Raw genomic sequence first — 14601 nt, 5'->3', positions numbered from 1 at the left:
CATGGGTGCCGCACTCGCCATCGCCGATCCTGGCACCTATTACGACGAAGCGCTGCAGACGCACGCGTTCCGTCTGTTGCCGGCCGACTATCGGGTCAGCGACCAGGCGATGGCGATCGTCACGCTGCTCGGCTCGTGCGTGGCCGCGTGCATCTACGACCCGGCGCTGGGCGTCGGCGGCATGAACCACTTCATGCTGCCCGATGCGGAGCCCGCGTCGATGGCGGCGCGATCGGACGGCAGCGCGCGTTATGGCGCGCATGCGATGGAACTGTTGATCAACGACCTGCTCAAGCGTGGCGCGCGTCGCTCGCGCCTGCAGGCCAAGGTGTTCGGCGGCGGCAACGTGCTGCGCGGCTTCACCAGCGATCCGATCGGCACGCGCAACGCACGCTTCGTTCTCGACTACCTCGACGCCGAGAACATCCCCATCGTCGCGCAGGATCTGGGCGACATCCATCCGCGCAAGGTCTGCTTCTTCGTGCAGACCGGCCGGGCGCTCGTGCGCCACCTGCCGGTCACCCGCGACGAGGAAATCGTCAAGGCCGAGCGCGCCCTGTACGGCCGGCTTTCGCATACGCCTGTTGCCGGTAGCGTGGAACTGTTTTCATGAGTGCAGTCACGACCGCCGCGGCCGCAGGCCGACCGGTCCGCGTGTTGATCGTCGACGACTCCGCGCTGATCCGTCAGCTCATGACGGAGCTGCTGTCGGCGGATCCGGGCATCCAGGTCGTCGGCGCGGCCGCCGATCCCTTCATCGCCCGCGACAAGATCAAGCAGCTCAACCCCGACGTGCTGACGCTCGACGTCGAGATGCCGCGCATGGACGGGCTGACGTTCCTGCAGAACCTCATGCGCCTGCGCCCGATGCCGGTCGTGATGGTGTCGTCGCTCACGCAGGCCGGAGCGACGGTAACGCTCGATGCGCTCGCGCTCGGCGCGGTCGACTTCGTCACCAAGCCGAGCATCGACGTGGCGCGTGGCATGGTCGACTACGCGACGGTGCTGCGTGAGAAGGTGCATGCCGCCGCGCATGCTCGGGTCGCGCGCATCGAACCCCGTGCTGCGAATGCCAGTACCGCGATCACGTCATACCGCACCACCGACCGCCTGCTCGCGATCGGCGCATCGACCGGCGGCACCGAAGCCATCCGCGAAGTGCTGTCGTCCATGCCTGCGGATGCACCGGCGGTCGTCATCGCCCAGCACATCCCGGCGCAGTTCAGTGCGCCGTTCGCCGAGCGCCTCAACCGCAACAGCAAGATGACCGTGCTGCAGGCGGAAGACGGCCAGCAGATCATGCCCGGCCACGCCTACGTCGCGCCCGGCGGCTTCCATCTGCGCGTGCAGCGCAGCGGTGCGCGCTGGCTGTGCCGCCTGGGCGACGACGCCCCGGTCAACGGCCATCGCCCCAGCGTCGACGTCCTGTTCGACTCGGTCGCGGCGCACGCCGGCCGGAACGCCGCCGCGGCCCTGCTCACCGGCATGGGCGAAGACGGCGCGCGGGGCCTGTTGAAGCTGCGCGATTCCGGCGCGGCGACCGTCGCGCAGGACCAGGCGACCAGCGTCGTCTGGGGCATGCCCGGCGCGGCGGTGGCACGCGGCGCGGCGCAGGACGTCTTGCCGCTCGGCGACGTGGCCTCGCGCCTGCTCGCGGCGACGGACCGCGACTGAGCGGTTCACGTTCGCGCATGCATCGCGATCGAACGGCACCTCGCGTCGAAATTCGCGACGCAAGCCACTAAAGCCCCTTCCCGCAGTGCCGTTATCGCAAGTGACCCTCTTCAAGAGAGCCGTGATGGACTCCCGCGTACTCATCCGAATCGCAGCGCCGGTCGCGCTCACCCTGCTCGTCATGCTGGCCGTCGGCCTTGGCTGGCCGTCCGCCGTGAAGTGGGGCGCGCTGGTGACGATGACGGCCGCCTGGCTCGCCTTCGCCTGGTCCGTCAGCCACACCGGCGGCAAGCAGGTCTCGATGGTGCGCGAGCAGATGCGCGTGCTCGACGAGCTGCGCACGTTCGTGTCGACCGAGATCAACGGCAGCAAGCACGAAATGGACCGCACCAAGGACCTCATCCGTGAGGCGGTCGCCAAGCTCGGCACCAGCTTCGAGGCGGTGAACCGCAAGTCGCGCGAGCAGAGCCAGATCGTGGCGCGCATCGTCGACCGCACCGGTGACAACGGCGGCGGCGTCGACGTGCAGCGCTTCGCCGTGCAGGCCAGCCAGCAGATGGAGCAGCTCGTCGAGGCGCTCGAGGCCGTGTCCGGCCAGAGCAGCCACACGGTGACGCACATCGACGCGATGGCCGAGCATCTGGACGGCATCTTCGCCCTCCTCGAGGACGTGAAGTCGATCGCCGACCAGACCAACCTGCTCGCGCTCAACGCGGCCATCGAAGCGGCGCGCGCCGGTGAAGCGGGCCGCGGCTTCGCGGTGGTCGCCGACGAAGTGCGCAACCTCTCCGAGCGCAGCACCGCCTTCAACGAGCAGATCCGCAAGCTCGCCTATTCGTCGAAGGACGCGATCGCCAAGGTGCGCGACACCGTGACGACGATGGCCTCGCGCGACATGGATCGTGCCCGCAGCGCGCGTGGCGAAGCCGCGTCGATGCTGGAGCGCGTCGAAGGCATCAACCGCTCGCTGAGCAACGGCATGCGCGACATCTCCGAATGCGGTCGCTCGATCGACGGTTCGGTCGGCGAAGCCGTGCGCTCGCTGCAGTTCGAAGACATCGCCACGCAGGCGCTGGGTGCGGCCAACGTGCACCTCGATCGCCTCGCCTCGATCAACCGCGAAGCGGTCGCGCTGCAGGAGCTCCTGCACCGCCCGCATCACGACGCCGAAGTGCAGCGCGCGCTCGCCCAGATCGCCCAGCGCATCGCCTCGATGCGCGGCGAGTGGGAGCGCCCGCCGCACAAGCCGGTGATGCAGCAGTCGATGGACGCCGGCGGCATCGAGCTGTTCTGATCCGCGCCTGATCGCGACACGCTTCGGGGCCGCCGCCGGACATACCCGTGCGCGGCCCCGATCGTTTTGGGCGTCCACGCCGCCGAACGCTGGCCGAACGTCCAATGCCGTCCGGGGTCGACGCCCCGACGCCGGCTGGGCACACTGCCGCCATGCCCATGGATGCGCCCGTGCCCCCGCACCGCTCGCCTGTGCAGGCCGCGCTCCCCCTGGTGCCGGTGCTGCTCATCGCCCTCGGCGTGCCCTACGCCCTGCACCTCGACCTCCGCGCCGCGGCGGCCGTCACCGTCGGCACCCTCGCCGCTGCGGCGTTCGCCGCCTCCGCGATGCGGCGCGCGCTCGACGGCACATCCGACCCCGCCGCCGATTGCGAGCGCTCGCTGCTCGAACTCGCCGACACGCTGCCGCAGGGCGTGCTGCTCGTCGTCGAGGGCCACGTGCATGCGGCAAACCCCGCGGCGCGCACCCTGCTCGGCCTCGGCGATGGCGACCTTGCGGCGCTGGACGTCGCCACCCTCTTCATCGACCCGCACGATGCGACCGCGGTCATCGACGCCGCCCCGTTCGATCGCGACGTCCTGATGCGTCGCCGCGGCGCCGGCCCGCTCGAAGCGCACGTCTCCGCGCGCGATGTCGACCTCGGCGGGGCCGTCACACGCCTCGTGCAGGTCAGCGACCGCGGCGCGGATCGCGCGCTGGCCGCCCGTCTCGATGCGCAACGGGCGGAATTGGAAACGCTGACGCGTCGCCTCATGAGCGTGCAGGAAGACGAACGTGCTTCGCTGTCGCGCGAGCTGCACGACGACATCGGCCAGGCCATCACTGCGATCAAACTCTGCGCCAGTTCGCTGATGCACGAGCCCGATCCGCCGCGAACCGCAGTGGTCGCGGAAACCGCGCAGGAAATCGGCCAGATCGCCGATCAGACCGTCGCCAAACTTCGCGATCTCTCGCTGCTGTTGCGCCCGCCGCAGCTCGATGCGCTGGGCCTCGAAGCCGCGCTGCGCTGGCAAGCCGGCGCGCTGTTCCGCGGCGATCTTCCGGCCATCGAGTTGGACATCCCGCCGCTGGACTGTCGCCCGCCGCGCGACGTCGAACTCGCGTGCTTCCGCATTGCGCAGGAAGCACTCACGAACGTGCTGCGCCATGCGCGCGCAGGCCGCGTCGTCGTGCATCTGCACTGCGACGACGTCGAACTGCGTTTGCGCGTGGAGGACGACGGCCGCGGCATTCCTGCCGACCATCGTGCGGGCCTCGGCCTGATCACCATGCGCGAACGCGCGCGCCTGGTCGGTGGCGCGCTCACGCTCGAAAGCCGCCCCGGCCGCACGACGATCGAGGCCGTGCTACCGCTACCGCCGGAAAGCGACGCGCGCGCCGGCGTCCTGCAGGGCTAACGCGCGACGCGTCGACGCCATTCGGCGAGCAGAACCGCCGTCGCACTCGCGACGTTGAGGCTTTCGACTGCGCCGCTACCCGGAATCGACACACGCAGGTCGCAGGCGGACGCGAAGGCGCGATCCATGCCCTCGCCTTCCGCGCCCATCACGTAGACGAGGCGTTCCGGCAACGCCGCCGTGAACACGTCATCCCCGCCGTCGACCAGCGTCGCCGCGAGCCGGAAGCCTGCGCCGTGAAGCTGCGCGATCGAGTTGTCCGCGCGACCAAGCCGCACCATCGGCACGGACTCGGCGCCGCCTTCCGCAACGCGCGCCGCGGCGCCGGAGAGCGCGAGCGTCGATTCCTTCGGCACGAGGATCGCGGCGATACCGAAATGCGCCGCCGAACGCAGGATCGCGCCGAGGTTGTGCGGATTGCCGACACCATCCAGCCACAGCGCGCACTGCGGCCCGGCCGGCAGATCGCGTAGCCAGGTCGACAACGGCATCGGCGCATCGCGCAACACGTCCGCCACGACGCCTTCGTGATGCGAACTCGCCGCGAGCTTCTGGAGGTCTGCATCCTCGACGACGCGATAACCGACGCGATTCGCCACACACCACTTCAGAAGCGGCTGCAACGCGGGAATGCGTGCTTCGGCCAGATAGACCTTACGGATGGCTTCGGGTCGCCGTGCGAACACCGCGCGCACCGCGTTGAGCCCGTACAACCGCACCTCATCGCGCACGGCACGCTCGGGCGCGTCATCGCGCGGCGGACGCCCGCGCGGGGGATACGGTCGGTTCATCGGCTGGGCTCCGCGGTCACGTCGCCCATTGTCGTCGATGCGACGCGTCCTCTGCCTCAACCGGCCGTCTGGCCACAAACGAACATGCCCGCCATACGGCGGGCATGTTCTGCGTCACGAAGATGGCGTCGATCAGTTGACGCTGACCGCACTCCACGCCGCGGCGACTGCGTTGTACTGCGCCGAACCGACGCCGTACAGGTCGGTAGCGGCGCTGAGCGTCGCGGCGCGGGCCCCCGCGTAGTTGGTCGTGGACACCATGTACGTGGTCAGCGCCTTGTACCAGATCTTCTGCGCAGCATCGCGACCGATGCCGACCAGCCCCGTATTGCCGTTGCAGACGAGCGACGCCGGCGTCAGGTTGTACGACGTCCCTGCACCGAAGCCAGCAGGCACCACGGCGCCCTCCGCAAGCAGGTAGAAGAAGTGGTTGGCGACGCCCGAGCTGTAGTGCACGTCCTTGCTGCCGATGCTGCCGGAGTAGCAGTCGGGCGACGCGCCATCGAGGCTGGGCTTGAACATGTAGCGAAGGGCCTTCAGACCCGTCGGGTTGACCGCATAGACGTTCTCGCCGATCAGATAGTCCGGACGATCGTTGGGATTGTTTGCGTAGAACTCGACCATCGTGCCGAAGATGTCCGACGTCGCCTCGTTCAGACCGCCGGACTCGCCCGAGTAGACGAGGCGCGCGGTGCGGCTCGTGACGCCGTGGCTCATTTCGTGGCCGGACACGTCGAGCACGGTCAGCGGGTTGGTCGAGAGGCCGTCGCCATCGCCGTAGGTCATGCAGAAGCAGTTGTCGGACCAGAATGCGTTGGCGTAGTTGCGTCCGTAATGGACGCGGCTCACGGCGCCCACGCCGTCGTTGGCGATGCCGTTACGGCTGTGGACGTTGGCGTAGTAGTCCCACGTCATGCCCACACCGTAGGCGACGTCCGCACCCGCGGTCTGCGCGTTCGACTTCTGCCCGTTGCCCCACACATTGTCGGCGTCGACCATCATGTTGCCGTTGCCAAACGTCTGCGTGCCCATGTTGGTCACGAACGCGTTGCCACGGGTGGTGTCGACCAGCTGATAGTTGCCGCTCGGACACAGCACGGTGGCAAGCGCCACGGTGCCCGACGTGAACGTGGCGCCGGAGCCCGTCTTGGCGACCGCACCCGCGCAGATCGGCGACGCGCCGCCATCCGGCCCCTGGACCGCCGTTTCGACGGTGTCCCACTGGTCGAGCACCGCAGCCGTGCGCGCGTCGACGAAGTAATGCATGTCGGTCGGCGTCTGGTCGGCCTTCTTGCCGGAGAACGTGACTTCATAGGCAAGCGTCGGCGATCCGCGTCGCGCGTAGACGACGAGGCGTGCGGTCGGCATGCCCACGAAGCCGGTGCCGAAATGCGCGCCCGCTTCGACGATCGCGCGATCGCGCGACACCGACGGGACGATGTCCGGTCGCGCGGTCGTGGCGAGCATCTGACTCACGCCGACCGCCTGGCCGTTGCGCGAGTGCACGACGAAGTCACCGCCGATCACCGGAAGGCCGCGGTACGTGCGCGCGAAGCGGACGTGCTCGGTCCCGTTGCGGTCGATGGTGGCGTCGTTGCTCACGAATGCGTCGGCGTCGGCACGACGCAGGCTGGCCGCCATCGGCCCCTGCGCAAGGCCCAGCGCGCGCTGGGCGACGGCCGAACGCGTGGCCGCGTTCAGCGCACCGGCGCTTGCGGGAGCGGAAACGACGAGAGCCGCGACGATCGCGGCGGTCAACGAACGAAGCGGATGCTGCATGGTCAATTCCCCTGGAGCGATGAGGTCGGCCGCACCGATGGCAGCACGACGGATGAGCCGCAACGCGGCCCGGACGACACGTGGATCAACGATGTAGTGCTCATGCGCGGCGCCGAACTTGGGCCGGCAGTCCAACGTGCGCCAGCTGCGCACCGTCGAAATAGGAAATGCGCTGCGCAAAGCCGCGCGGCGAGTAACCGATGAATACAAACCCGCTTTCGACGGCGCCTGTGTAGCGCGCCCCGAGGTCGCGGTTTTCGAATTCGAGCAGCACGCCGAGCGATTCGGGCGCTGCGAGCGATGCGTTATAGGCCTCGAGAATGGCGCGTGACGCGATGGCGAACTCGCGCGCGGCGCCGCGTCCACGATGCGATGCCGCGAAGAACTGCCGATAGGCGTAGACCGGTTGACGCAGGCGTGGCAACACCCGAAGGGACGCGGTCGACACGCCCCAGATCGCACCGTCGTCATCGCGCCCGATCGCGACCGCCTGCTGCGCGCGCTGCTCGGCCACTTCGCGGCTCGGCAGCGCGCGATGGCGCAGCCAGAATTCGACGAGCTCGTCCTGTACCTGGGGCGTCACACGCTTCCAGAGCGCGACGGTGTCGGTGGCCACAGGTCAGCGCCCCGTCGCGGGCGCCGCTGCGGGCGCAGGCATGTTCGGCGCCAGCGTCTGCACCAGGCCGACGTACTCGGCGAAGTTCAACTTCTGGTCGTAGTTCAGATCGAAGCGCGACATCGGCGCCGCGGTGCCCGCCTTCTTTGCGAGTTCGACCCCCGCGTATTCCTTGGCGTCGATGGTGCCATTGCGGTCGGTGTCCAGATGCTGGAACTGCGCACGCAGCCGCTGTTCCACCTGCATGCGGGTCTGCAGTCGCGCCCAGCCTTGGCGGAACTCCGCTTGCGTCAGCGAACCGTTGTGGTCCGCGTCCCATGCGGTGAATACGGTGTCCGCGGGATTCGGTGGCGTCGCCTTGTTCGCGGCCGGCGGCGGATTGGCTGCGAACGCCGCGGATGGCAGCAGCAACATCGAGAGGATCAGAGCAGTCTTCGAGCGGTTCATGGAGCGAGCTCCGCGCCGGGAATGGCGGATTCGAACGTGATGAGGTCACGGATTTCCGCCGTACGCAGGCCGATCATCATCGGATTGCGGACTCCGGGCAGGAAACTGATGTCGAACAATTCGGTGACATCGCCCTCGAAACGGATCCAGTTGAGGACGTCGCCGTTCGTGAGCGAAACGATTTGCACGCCGCACCACGGATCGGCGTCGCGTTTGCGCAGCTCGTCGTCGAGATCCAGGCCCTCGAACCGCTGGTTGCGCGGCTTCGAGAGACCCACCGCGGCGACATTGCCGACAATCGATAGGCCACGCGCGAATCCCGGAACGAAGGTGAGCGGCACGAACGCCTTGCGTTCGAAGTCGACCCAACCGAGATGTCCCGTGCCCGCGTTCAGCACCCAAAGCTTGCCGTTCGCCCAGCGCGGCGAATGCGGCATCGAAAGTCCCTCGCAGACGATCTCGTCGGTTTCGACATCGATCACCACACCGCCGTCGCGGCGTCGATCGCGCCAACCGTCGACGCTGTCGCTGCGGCAAACCGCCGTGACGTACTTCGGACGTCCATCGACCATGGCCAGGCCGTTGAGATGGCACCGGTCTTCGGGCGCGAGGCGGCTGATGAAGTTGGGCTTCCAGATCGCTTTGAAGCTGTGCGTCGTGCTCAGCTCGGCGAGGCAGGAATATTTCGTGTTGACGAACACGACTCGGCCATCGCTACGGATGCCGAGCTCGTGGATGTCGAGATCACCGATCGTCTGCGCGTTACGCGGCACGTAGCACTTGTCGTACTGGCCGTGGATGACCTCGTTCGGGCGCAGCACGTTCTCGAAGCGCCAAAGCTGGTAGAGACCGCCGAGATAGATGCGCTGCGCGTTGCCGACCACACCCATCGCGCGTTCGAAGATGCGCTCGAAGAACGACACGCGCCCTTGCGCGTCGCTGCCGACGAGGTAGATGCGCCCACTCTGATACGACGAGATCGCGAGCGACATGCGGTTCTGCGCGAGCCAACCTGCAAGACCGCGCGAGCAACTCTTGTCGGCCTTGAGCTGACTGAGGTCGACCGGCGACTTCGCAGCGGGCGACGGCGCTTCGGCACCGACCGTGTCGAGGCGCGCCTGCGAGCCAGCCGGCTCGCTGTTCTCATTGATGCGCGTTGCGTCCGCGTCTTTCTCGGTCGCCACGTGGAACTCCGGAAGTGAATCGTCGAACGAGTATGCCAGTGGGATCTGGCGCGCTTGGCCGGCGGATGGGTCCGCCGGCCGCATGCGATTACCAGGTGTAACGAACGATCAGCTGGCCGCCGAGGAAGTCCTGCAGCGCGCCGCCGTCTGTCCAGTCCACGCCGCCCGACACACTGACGCCGCGATACTGCATGCCGACGCCGAGATTCACCTTCGCACTGGTGCCTTCGGTCGACGTCACCCCGCTGAATGCGCCCGCGATGTCGTAGGACGTCTGACCATCGAATTCCCGCACGGCGCTCAGCGCACCGTACGGCATCCACGTCACCGCGCCGCTGCGCAGAAGCGTGTTGAACTCGAGGCCGACACGAGCCCGGCTGGAACGTCCGCCATCGGCAGCGAAGACGGCCGTGGCACCCTGCACCGCGTCGATGTTGTCGATCTTGCTGCGCGTGTACTGCACCTGTGGAACGACATTGATGCCGCCGAACGACAGGCCGCCGAAGCCCGCTTCGAGGTTCATTGCCGTACCGTCGCCGCGCGTGGTCTGGACGCCAGCCGACGAGTTCATCTTTGCCGTGAAATTGTTCCAGCGATACGACAGGTCGACGTACGTGCCGTTGGCGCCGAACCAGGTTCCATACAGCCCGGACGTCTCGCCGCGGAGATGGTCAGTGCCCGTACGCGCGACGAGGTTCTGGCTCGCATCGGCCTCGCCGACCAGCAGACCGACGTGCACGCCGGCACCGACATGCGCGTCGAAGCCGACCTCCGTGCCGTGCATCGACTGGTCGAAGCGAAGATCACCCGACGAGCCCATCGTCGTGCCGAGATTCTTCGGCGACACGCGACCATGCTCACCGAATACGCGCACCCACGGGCCGAGCCCGACGCGGCCATCGCCGCGCGACGGATCGAAACCCATCCGCTCACGCCACGTACCCACCTGCGCCGCCATCAGGCTGTGTGCCGCCGGCGCAACCGTAGCCGCCAGTGCGCCGGCGGTATTGAGGCCCGCAACGTCGAGGCCGACGTAGAAGATGTCGGGCGAGGCGTTGCTGGCCGAGATCGAGCTCGTCACGCCGATCTTCAGGTCGAGGAAGTCGGCGGGCGAGTAGCCGATGAGCTGGCCGCCGACGAACGCGTCGGCCGTCGAGGTGCCGCTCACGCGAGCGAACTCGGTCGCCGTCACCACGCCGTTCGACGGCAGCGCGGTGAAGTAGACATCGACCGCCTGCGTGGTGCCGGCGGCCACATTGCCGTTCACGACGAAGTGATCAGCGCCGCCGCCGTTCGGATCGAGGTCGATTGCGAGGCGACCCGCACCCGCCAAGTTGCCGTTGAGCGTCAGCGTGTCGGTCGGGCTGGCGTTCGCCATGTCGATCAGGCCGGTGTTGGTGAACGCCTTCGCGTTCGCCGCTCCCATGTCGATCAGGCCCGTGTCGAGGATCCGCAGCGTGCCCGCGTTGGCGAAGACGTTGCCGGCGGTGCTGGAGCCGAAGCGGATCGATCCACCGCTCAACAACAGCGTGGCGCCCGCGGCATTGGTGAGCGTGTCGTCGCCCGTGCCGAAGGCGATCGAACCGCCATCGAGCACGATGTGGCCGTTCGCCGAGTTCACGAGCGTATCGTTGCCGTCGCCGAAGTCGGTCGACGCGTTCGACACCGTCCAGGTGCCGCCACTGTTGTTGACGAAGCGATCGTCACCCGCGCCCGTGATGACGGCACCGGTGATCGAGCCGCTGTTGCGGATGTCCTGCACGCCGGCATCGCCGCGCACGGCGACCGCCGCATCGCCACCGGCGATTGGCGACAACGTGCCCGAGTTGAGCAGCGTGCCCGCCGTGTCGAAGCTGACCGCCACCGCCGACGTATTGCTCGTGGAGGTAATCAGTCCGCGGTTGTCGACGACGACCGTGCCGGCGCTACCGCCACGCACACCGATGGCCTCGCCGCCGGTCGACGTTGCGGAAACGGTGCCGCTGTTGAGCAGCGACGTCGCACCAACGCCGTTCGTCATGGCGATACCCGTCGCCGCCGCGCCGGCCTGTGCCGTAATGGTCGAACGATTCTCCACCGCAAGTGCGCCTTGGCCACCCGTTTCAATGCCGGTGGCTGCGCCGTAATTCGACAGCGCAACGATCGAGCCGCGATTGAGAATGCCGGCGTTCGCGAAGATCTGCGCCGAAATACCCGTGGCCGAGCCGTAACCCGTTGCGTTGATCGATGCGCCGTTGTCGATCGTGAGCGTGGCGCCGCTGTCACCCTGGATTCCGAATGCATCGCCCGTGATCGACGTGACGTCGATCAAACCGGCGAGGTTTGCAATCGTCGTACCGGCATATCCTGATGCGCTGATGCCCGCCGCCACCGTGTCACCGCTTACCGTCAGCGTGCCACTGTTGCGCGCGATGCTCGAGCCTTGATTTGACGCAGCGATGCCGACCGCCATGCCCTGCGCATCGACAGCGATTGCGCCGTTGTTGGCCACCGCACCGTTGCCGACGCCGCCCACCTCCAGGCCAAACGCACCGGTTCCGCCAGAGACCGCCAACGTGCCGCTATTCACAGCGTTCGCGAGCTGATCGCTTAAGACCGCCGCGCCGAACGCCCCATCGCCGGTCACCGTGGCTGTGCCGGTGTTGCTGAAGGATGCCGTGGACATCGAGCGCAGATAGGCGCCATACGCTGCATCACCCCCGACAGTCAGGTCGCCGCTCGTCGTCACCGAGACCGTGTCGCCAAGCGCCTGGATACCCATGCCGAGCGCGTAAGCCGACACACTGATCGAACCGGTGTTGGTGACGCCGACATTCGCAGCGGCGAGATCCAGGCCGATCGCGTCGCTCGCGTACGACGTCGCGCCGATCGACCCGCCGTTGCTGACGGTGATCGCACCGTTCGCACGTGCGAAGGCCGAGTTGGCGATGCCGTCGACGGAAACCGCAGTCATGTCGCCCGTATTCGTCAGCGTTGCGGCGCCGCCTGCTTCGACCAGTGCACCGATCGCATCGCCTCCGATACCGACCGCGTACACGCTGCCGCTATTCACGACGCCGACGTCCCCGGCCGTTGCGCGCGCGCGCACCGCGTAGCCGCCGTAGTAACCCAGCGCATTGATGGTGCCGCTGTTGTCGACGCGGATGTCGCCGTTCGTGGCGGTCAGCAATGCGGCTTCGCTGCTGATGCCCGACGCCGAGCCCACGCCGATCGACGTGATATCGCCACTGTTGTTCAGCGCAACGTCGCCGTACGTCGAAGCGCCACGCACGCCGATCGAGGGCAGCGCATAGGCGTCGGTCTGGATGCTGCCCGCGTTCGTGACGGACACGTCGCCCTGCACGGTCCGCCCGAACACGCCGATGGCGAGTGCGCCGTACGCGTAGACCGTGCCATTCGCGCCGTTCGTCACGACGACGTCGCCGGCGCCGGATCGAGCAGTTACGCCGTACGCGAACAGCGCCTGCGCACTCGCATAGCCGTCGTTGGCGACGGTCGCGCCGTACTGGCCGATCGCTTCGACGCCATAGGCGGCGTATGCACTCGCCGCCTGGATGACGCCGGTATTGTCGACGCGCGCCGTACCGCCCGACGACGACGCGACCGCGCCATACGCGTAAGCCGACCCATTGGACACGCTGCTGATATCGCCGCTGTTGACGATGTTCGCCAGACCGCTGACCGACGTGGCGACGACACCGTCGACCGTGCCGTAACCCGTGACCGCCACACGTCCGGCATTCGTGACCGATGTCGTGCCGTCACCGGACGCGAGGATGCCTGTCGTCGTGTAGTTGGGCGACAGCGTGTAGACGTCGACCCCACCATTGTTGGTGATGTCGACCGTACTGCCTGCACCGGTGGCGATCGCATCGATGCCCGTTGCGATGAACACGGCATTCGCCGTGACGTCGCCACCATTGACGATGCTGATGTTGCCGGCGTCGTAGCCGGTCGACGCATGGATACCGGTCGCGACTGCGGTGTAGGTCATGTCGCCGATAGTCAGCGCACCGTCGTTATTGACGACGGCGGTACCGTCCGACGTCACGCTGATGCCGTTGCTGTAGTAGCCGCTCACGGTCATGTCGCCGTGGTTGTCCACGATCGCGCCGGCCGCGCCTGCGCGAACACCGATGCCGGTGGCCGACGACGTGTAGCTGCCGCCCGCAACCGTCACGTTGAGCGCGCCGCTGCTCGTCACCGACGCAGCACCGGTGCCGCTCGTGGCGTAAATGCCGAACGCCGTGCCGTCCGCGGCGACCGCGCTGATCGCGGCGCTGTTGTCGACGCTGACGCCGTTATTGGCCTGCGCCTCGATACCGGCCGCCCACGAGTAGCCCGATACACGGATGCCGCCGGAGTTCAGGATGTCGACGTCGTCCCCGTACGCGAACACGCCATCTGCCGTGCCGTACGCGGAGCTCACGGCGAGGTCGCCGGCATTGTTGATCTGCACCGTACCGCCAACGGCGTAGATGCCGGTGGCATTGCCGTACGCGGTCGCGCTGACGGGGCCGCCGTTGTTCACGGTGACGCTGCTGCCAGAGAGGTCGAGTCCAATCGCACCCGCATACGCCGACTGCGCGCCGATCGAGCCCGTATTCGTCAGGGTGACCGCGCCGTTGGACACCGCGAGGATCGCTTCGGCGGGGCCGTCGGTGCTTTGCGCGTGGACGTCGCCACTGCTCGTGATGTCGATCGGACCGCCAGCCTGCGCCAGCAGCCCAACCGCGCTGCCGTAGGTGCTGGTAGCGGCAATGCTGCCGCCGTTGTCGACGGTGATGCCGCCCGTCGACGCGCGGGTGCGCACGCCGAAGACGTTGTAATCGCCCGTTCCGTCGATGGCGCCTGTGTTGTCGACCTGGATATCGCCATGCGTCGAGGTCAGGAACACAGCTTCGGCGCTGACACCGGTGCCGTTGCCGACCGAAGCGATGTCCCCGCTGTTGGTCAGCGCGATATCGCCGTACGTCGACGTGCCGAAGACGCCGACCGACGGAAGGCCATAAGCCTTCGTGTAGATCGTGCCCGCGTTGTCGACGGCGATGTCGCCCTGCACCGTCGCGCCCTTGACGCCCACCGCGAGCACACCGTAGACGACGTCCGCACCGTAGGCGGTGTTTGTCACACTGACATCGCCCACGGCGGAGCTGCCGACGATGCCGTACGCGATGTAAGCCTGGGCGACCGCCAGCCCGTCATTCGAGACCGTCGCGCCGTACTGGCCACTGGCATCGATTGCGTGAGCCGAGTAACCCGCCACCGCGATGACGCGACCCGCGTTGTCGATGTTCGCGGTGCCGCCCGACGACGACGCCACCAGGCCGGATGCCTGGTAACTGCCACCCGCGGAGTACGAAATGGCGTACACGTCGCCAACGTTCTGCACATCCGCAAGGCCAACGGCGGAGGTCGC

The 14601-nt window shown here is 67.6% G+C and carries 10 protein-coding genes; 4 read left to right on the top strand and 6 right to left on the bottom strand.

Features of this window, described 5'->3' with window-relative positions; genetic code table 11:
- The first annotated feature begins 1 nt into the window (after position 1).
- The 4 genes from cheD to EVS83_RS12650 all read left to right on the top strand — a co-directional run bounded on the left by cheD (position 2) and on the right by EVS83_RS12650 (position 4365).
- Positions 2-613 (top strand): chemoreceptor glutamine deamidase CheD, encoded by a 612-nt coding sequence (gene cheD, locus EVS83_RS12665; protein ID WP_133501406.1) that lies wholly within the window; start codon positions 2-4, stop codon positions 611-613.
- Positions 610-1674, top strand: a complete 1065-nt coding sequence (locus tag EVS83_RS12660; protein WP_133501405.1) for a protein-glutamate methylesterase/protein-glutamine glutaminase — start codon at positions 610-612, stop codon at positions 1672-1674. The genes cheD and EVS83_RS12660 overlap by 4 nt, the downstream gene beginning before the upstream one ends.
- 124 nt (positions 1675-1798) lie before the next feature.
- The gene (locus tag EVS83_RS12655; protein ID WP_133501404.1) at positions 1799-2968 is read left to right on the top strand and encodes a methyl-accepting chemotaxis protein; all 1170 of its coding nucleotides are present in this window, start codon (positions 1799-1801) and stop codon (positions 2966-2968) included.
- Positions 2969-3120: 152 nt separating this feature from the next.
- Positions 3121-4365, top strand: coding sequence for a sensor histidine kinase (locus EVS83_RS12650; RefSeq protein WP_246022943.1), 1245 nt, complete (start codon positions 3121-3123; stop codon positions 4363-4365).
- Here the strand turns inward: EVS83_RS12650 and EVS83_RS12645 are convergent.
- The 6 genes from EVS83_RS12645 to EVS83_RS12620 form a co-directional block, all read right to left on the bottom strand.
- Positions 4362-5156 (bottom strand): TrmH family RNA methyltransferase, encoded by a 795-nt coding sequence (locus tag EVS83_RS12645; RefSeq protein ID WP_133501402.1) that lies wholly within the window; start codon positions 5154-5156, stop codon positions 4362-4364. The two genes, EVS83_RS12650 and EVS83_RS12645, sit on opposite strands and share 4 nt — an antisense overlap.
- A gap of 132 nt (positions 5157-5288) precedes the next feature.
- Complete coding sequence (locus tag EVS83_RS12640; protein ID WP_133501401.1) at positions 5289-6935, bottom strand: M4 family metallopeptidase; 1647 nt, start codon at positions 6933-6935, stop codon at positions 5289-5291.
- A 100-nt stretch (positions 6936-7035) separates the two neighbouring features.
- Complete coding sequence (locus EVS83_RS12635; RefSeq protein WP_133501400.1) at positions 7036-7551, bottom strand: hypothetical protein; 516 nt, start codon at positions 7549-7551, stop codon at positions 7036-7038.
- A gap of 3 nt (positions 7552-7554) precedes the next feature.
- Positions 7555-7998, bottom strand: a complete 444-nt coding sequence (locus EVS83_RS12630; RefSeq protein WP_133501399.1) for an EF-hand domain-containing protein — start codon at positions 7996-7998, stop codon at positions 7555-7557.
- On the bottom strand, positions 7995-9182 hold the full coding sequence (locus EVS83_RS12625; RefSeq protein WP_246022939.1) for a TIGR03032 family protein: 1188 nt from the start codon (positions 9180-9182) through the stop codon (positions 7995-7997). The genes EVS83_RS12630 and EVS83_RS12625 overlap by 4 nt, the downstream gene beginning before the upstream one ends.
- A gap of 88 nt (positions 9183-9270) precedes the next feature.
- Complete coding sequence (locus EVS83_RS12620; protein WP_133501397.1) at positions 9271-14556, bottom strand: beta strand repeat-containing protein; 5286 nt, start codon at positions 14554-14556, stop codon at positions 9271-9273.
- Positions 14557-14601: the final 45 nt, after the last annotated feature.

It is taken from the genome of Cognatilysobacter terrigena (assembly GCF_004361065.1).
GTDB classification, from domain to species: domain Bacteria; phylum Pseudomonadota; class Gammaproteobacteria; order Xanthomonadales; family Xanthomonadaceae; genus Cognatilysobacter; species Cognatilysobacter terrigena.
This window is presented reverse-complemented; position numbering and strand designations above follow the sequence as displayed.

Bases quoted from the DNA above. Each gene is read 5' to 3' on its own strand.
- EVS83_RS12655 (WP_133501404.1), top strand. From the start codon at position 1,799: ATGGACTCCCGCGTACTCATCCGAATCGCAGCGCCGGTCGCGCTCACC.
- EVS83_RS12630 (WP_133501399.1), bottom strand. From the start codon at position 7,998: ATGAACCGCTCGAAGACTGCTCTGATCCTCTCGATGTTGCTGCTGCCA.
- EVS83_RS12645 (WP_133501402.1), bottom strand. From the start codon at position 5,156: ATGAACCGACCGTATCCCCCGCGCGGGCGTCCGCCGCGCGATGACGCG.
- EVS83_RS12650 (WP_246022943.1), top strand. From the start codon at position 3,121: ATGCCCATGGATGCGCCCGTGCCCCCGCACCGCTCGCCTGTGCAGGCC.
- EVS83_RS12640 (WP_133501401.1), bottom strand. From the start codon at position 6,935: ATGCAGCATCCGCTTCGTTCGTTGACCGCCGCGATCGTCGCGGCTCTC.
- EVS83_RS12660 (WP_133501405.1), top strand. From the start codon at position 610: ATGAGTGCAGTCACGACCGCCGCGGCCGCAGGCCGACCGGTCCGCGTG.
- cheD (WP_133501406.1), top strand. From the start codon at position 2: ATGGGTGCCGCACTCGCCATCGCCGATCCTGGCACCTATTACGACGAA.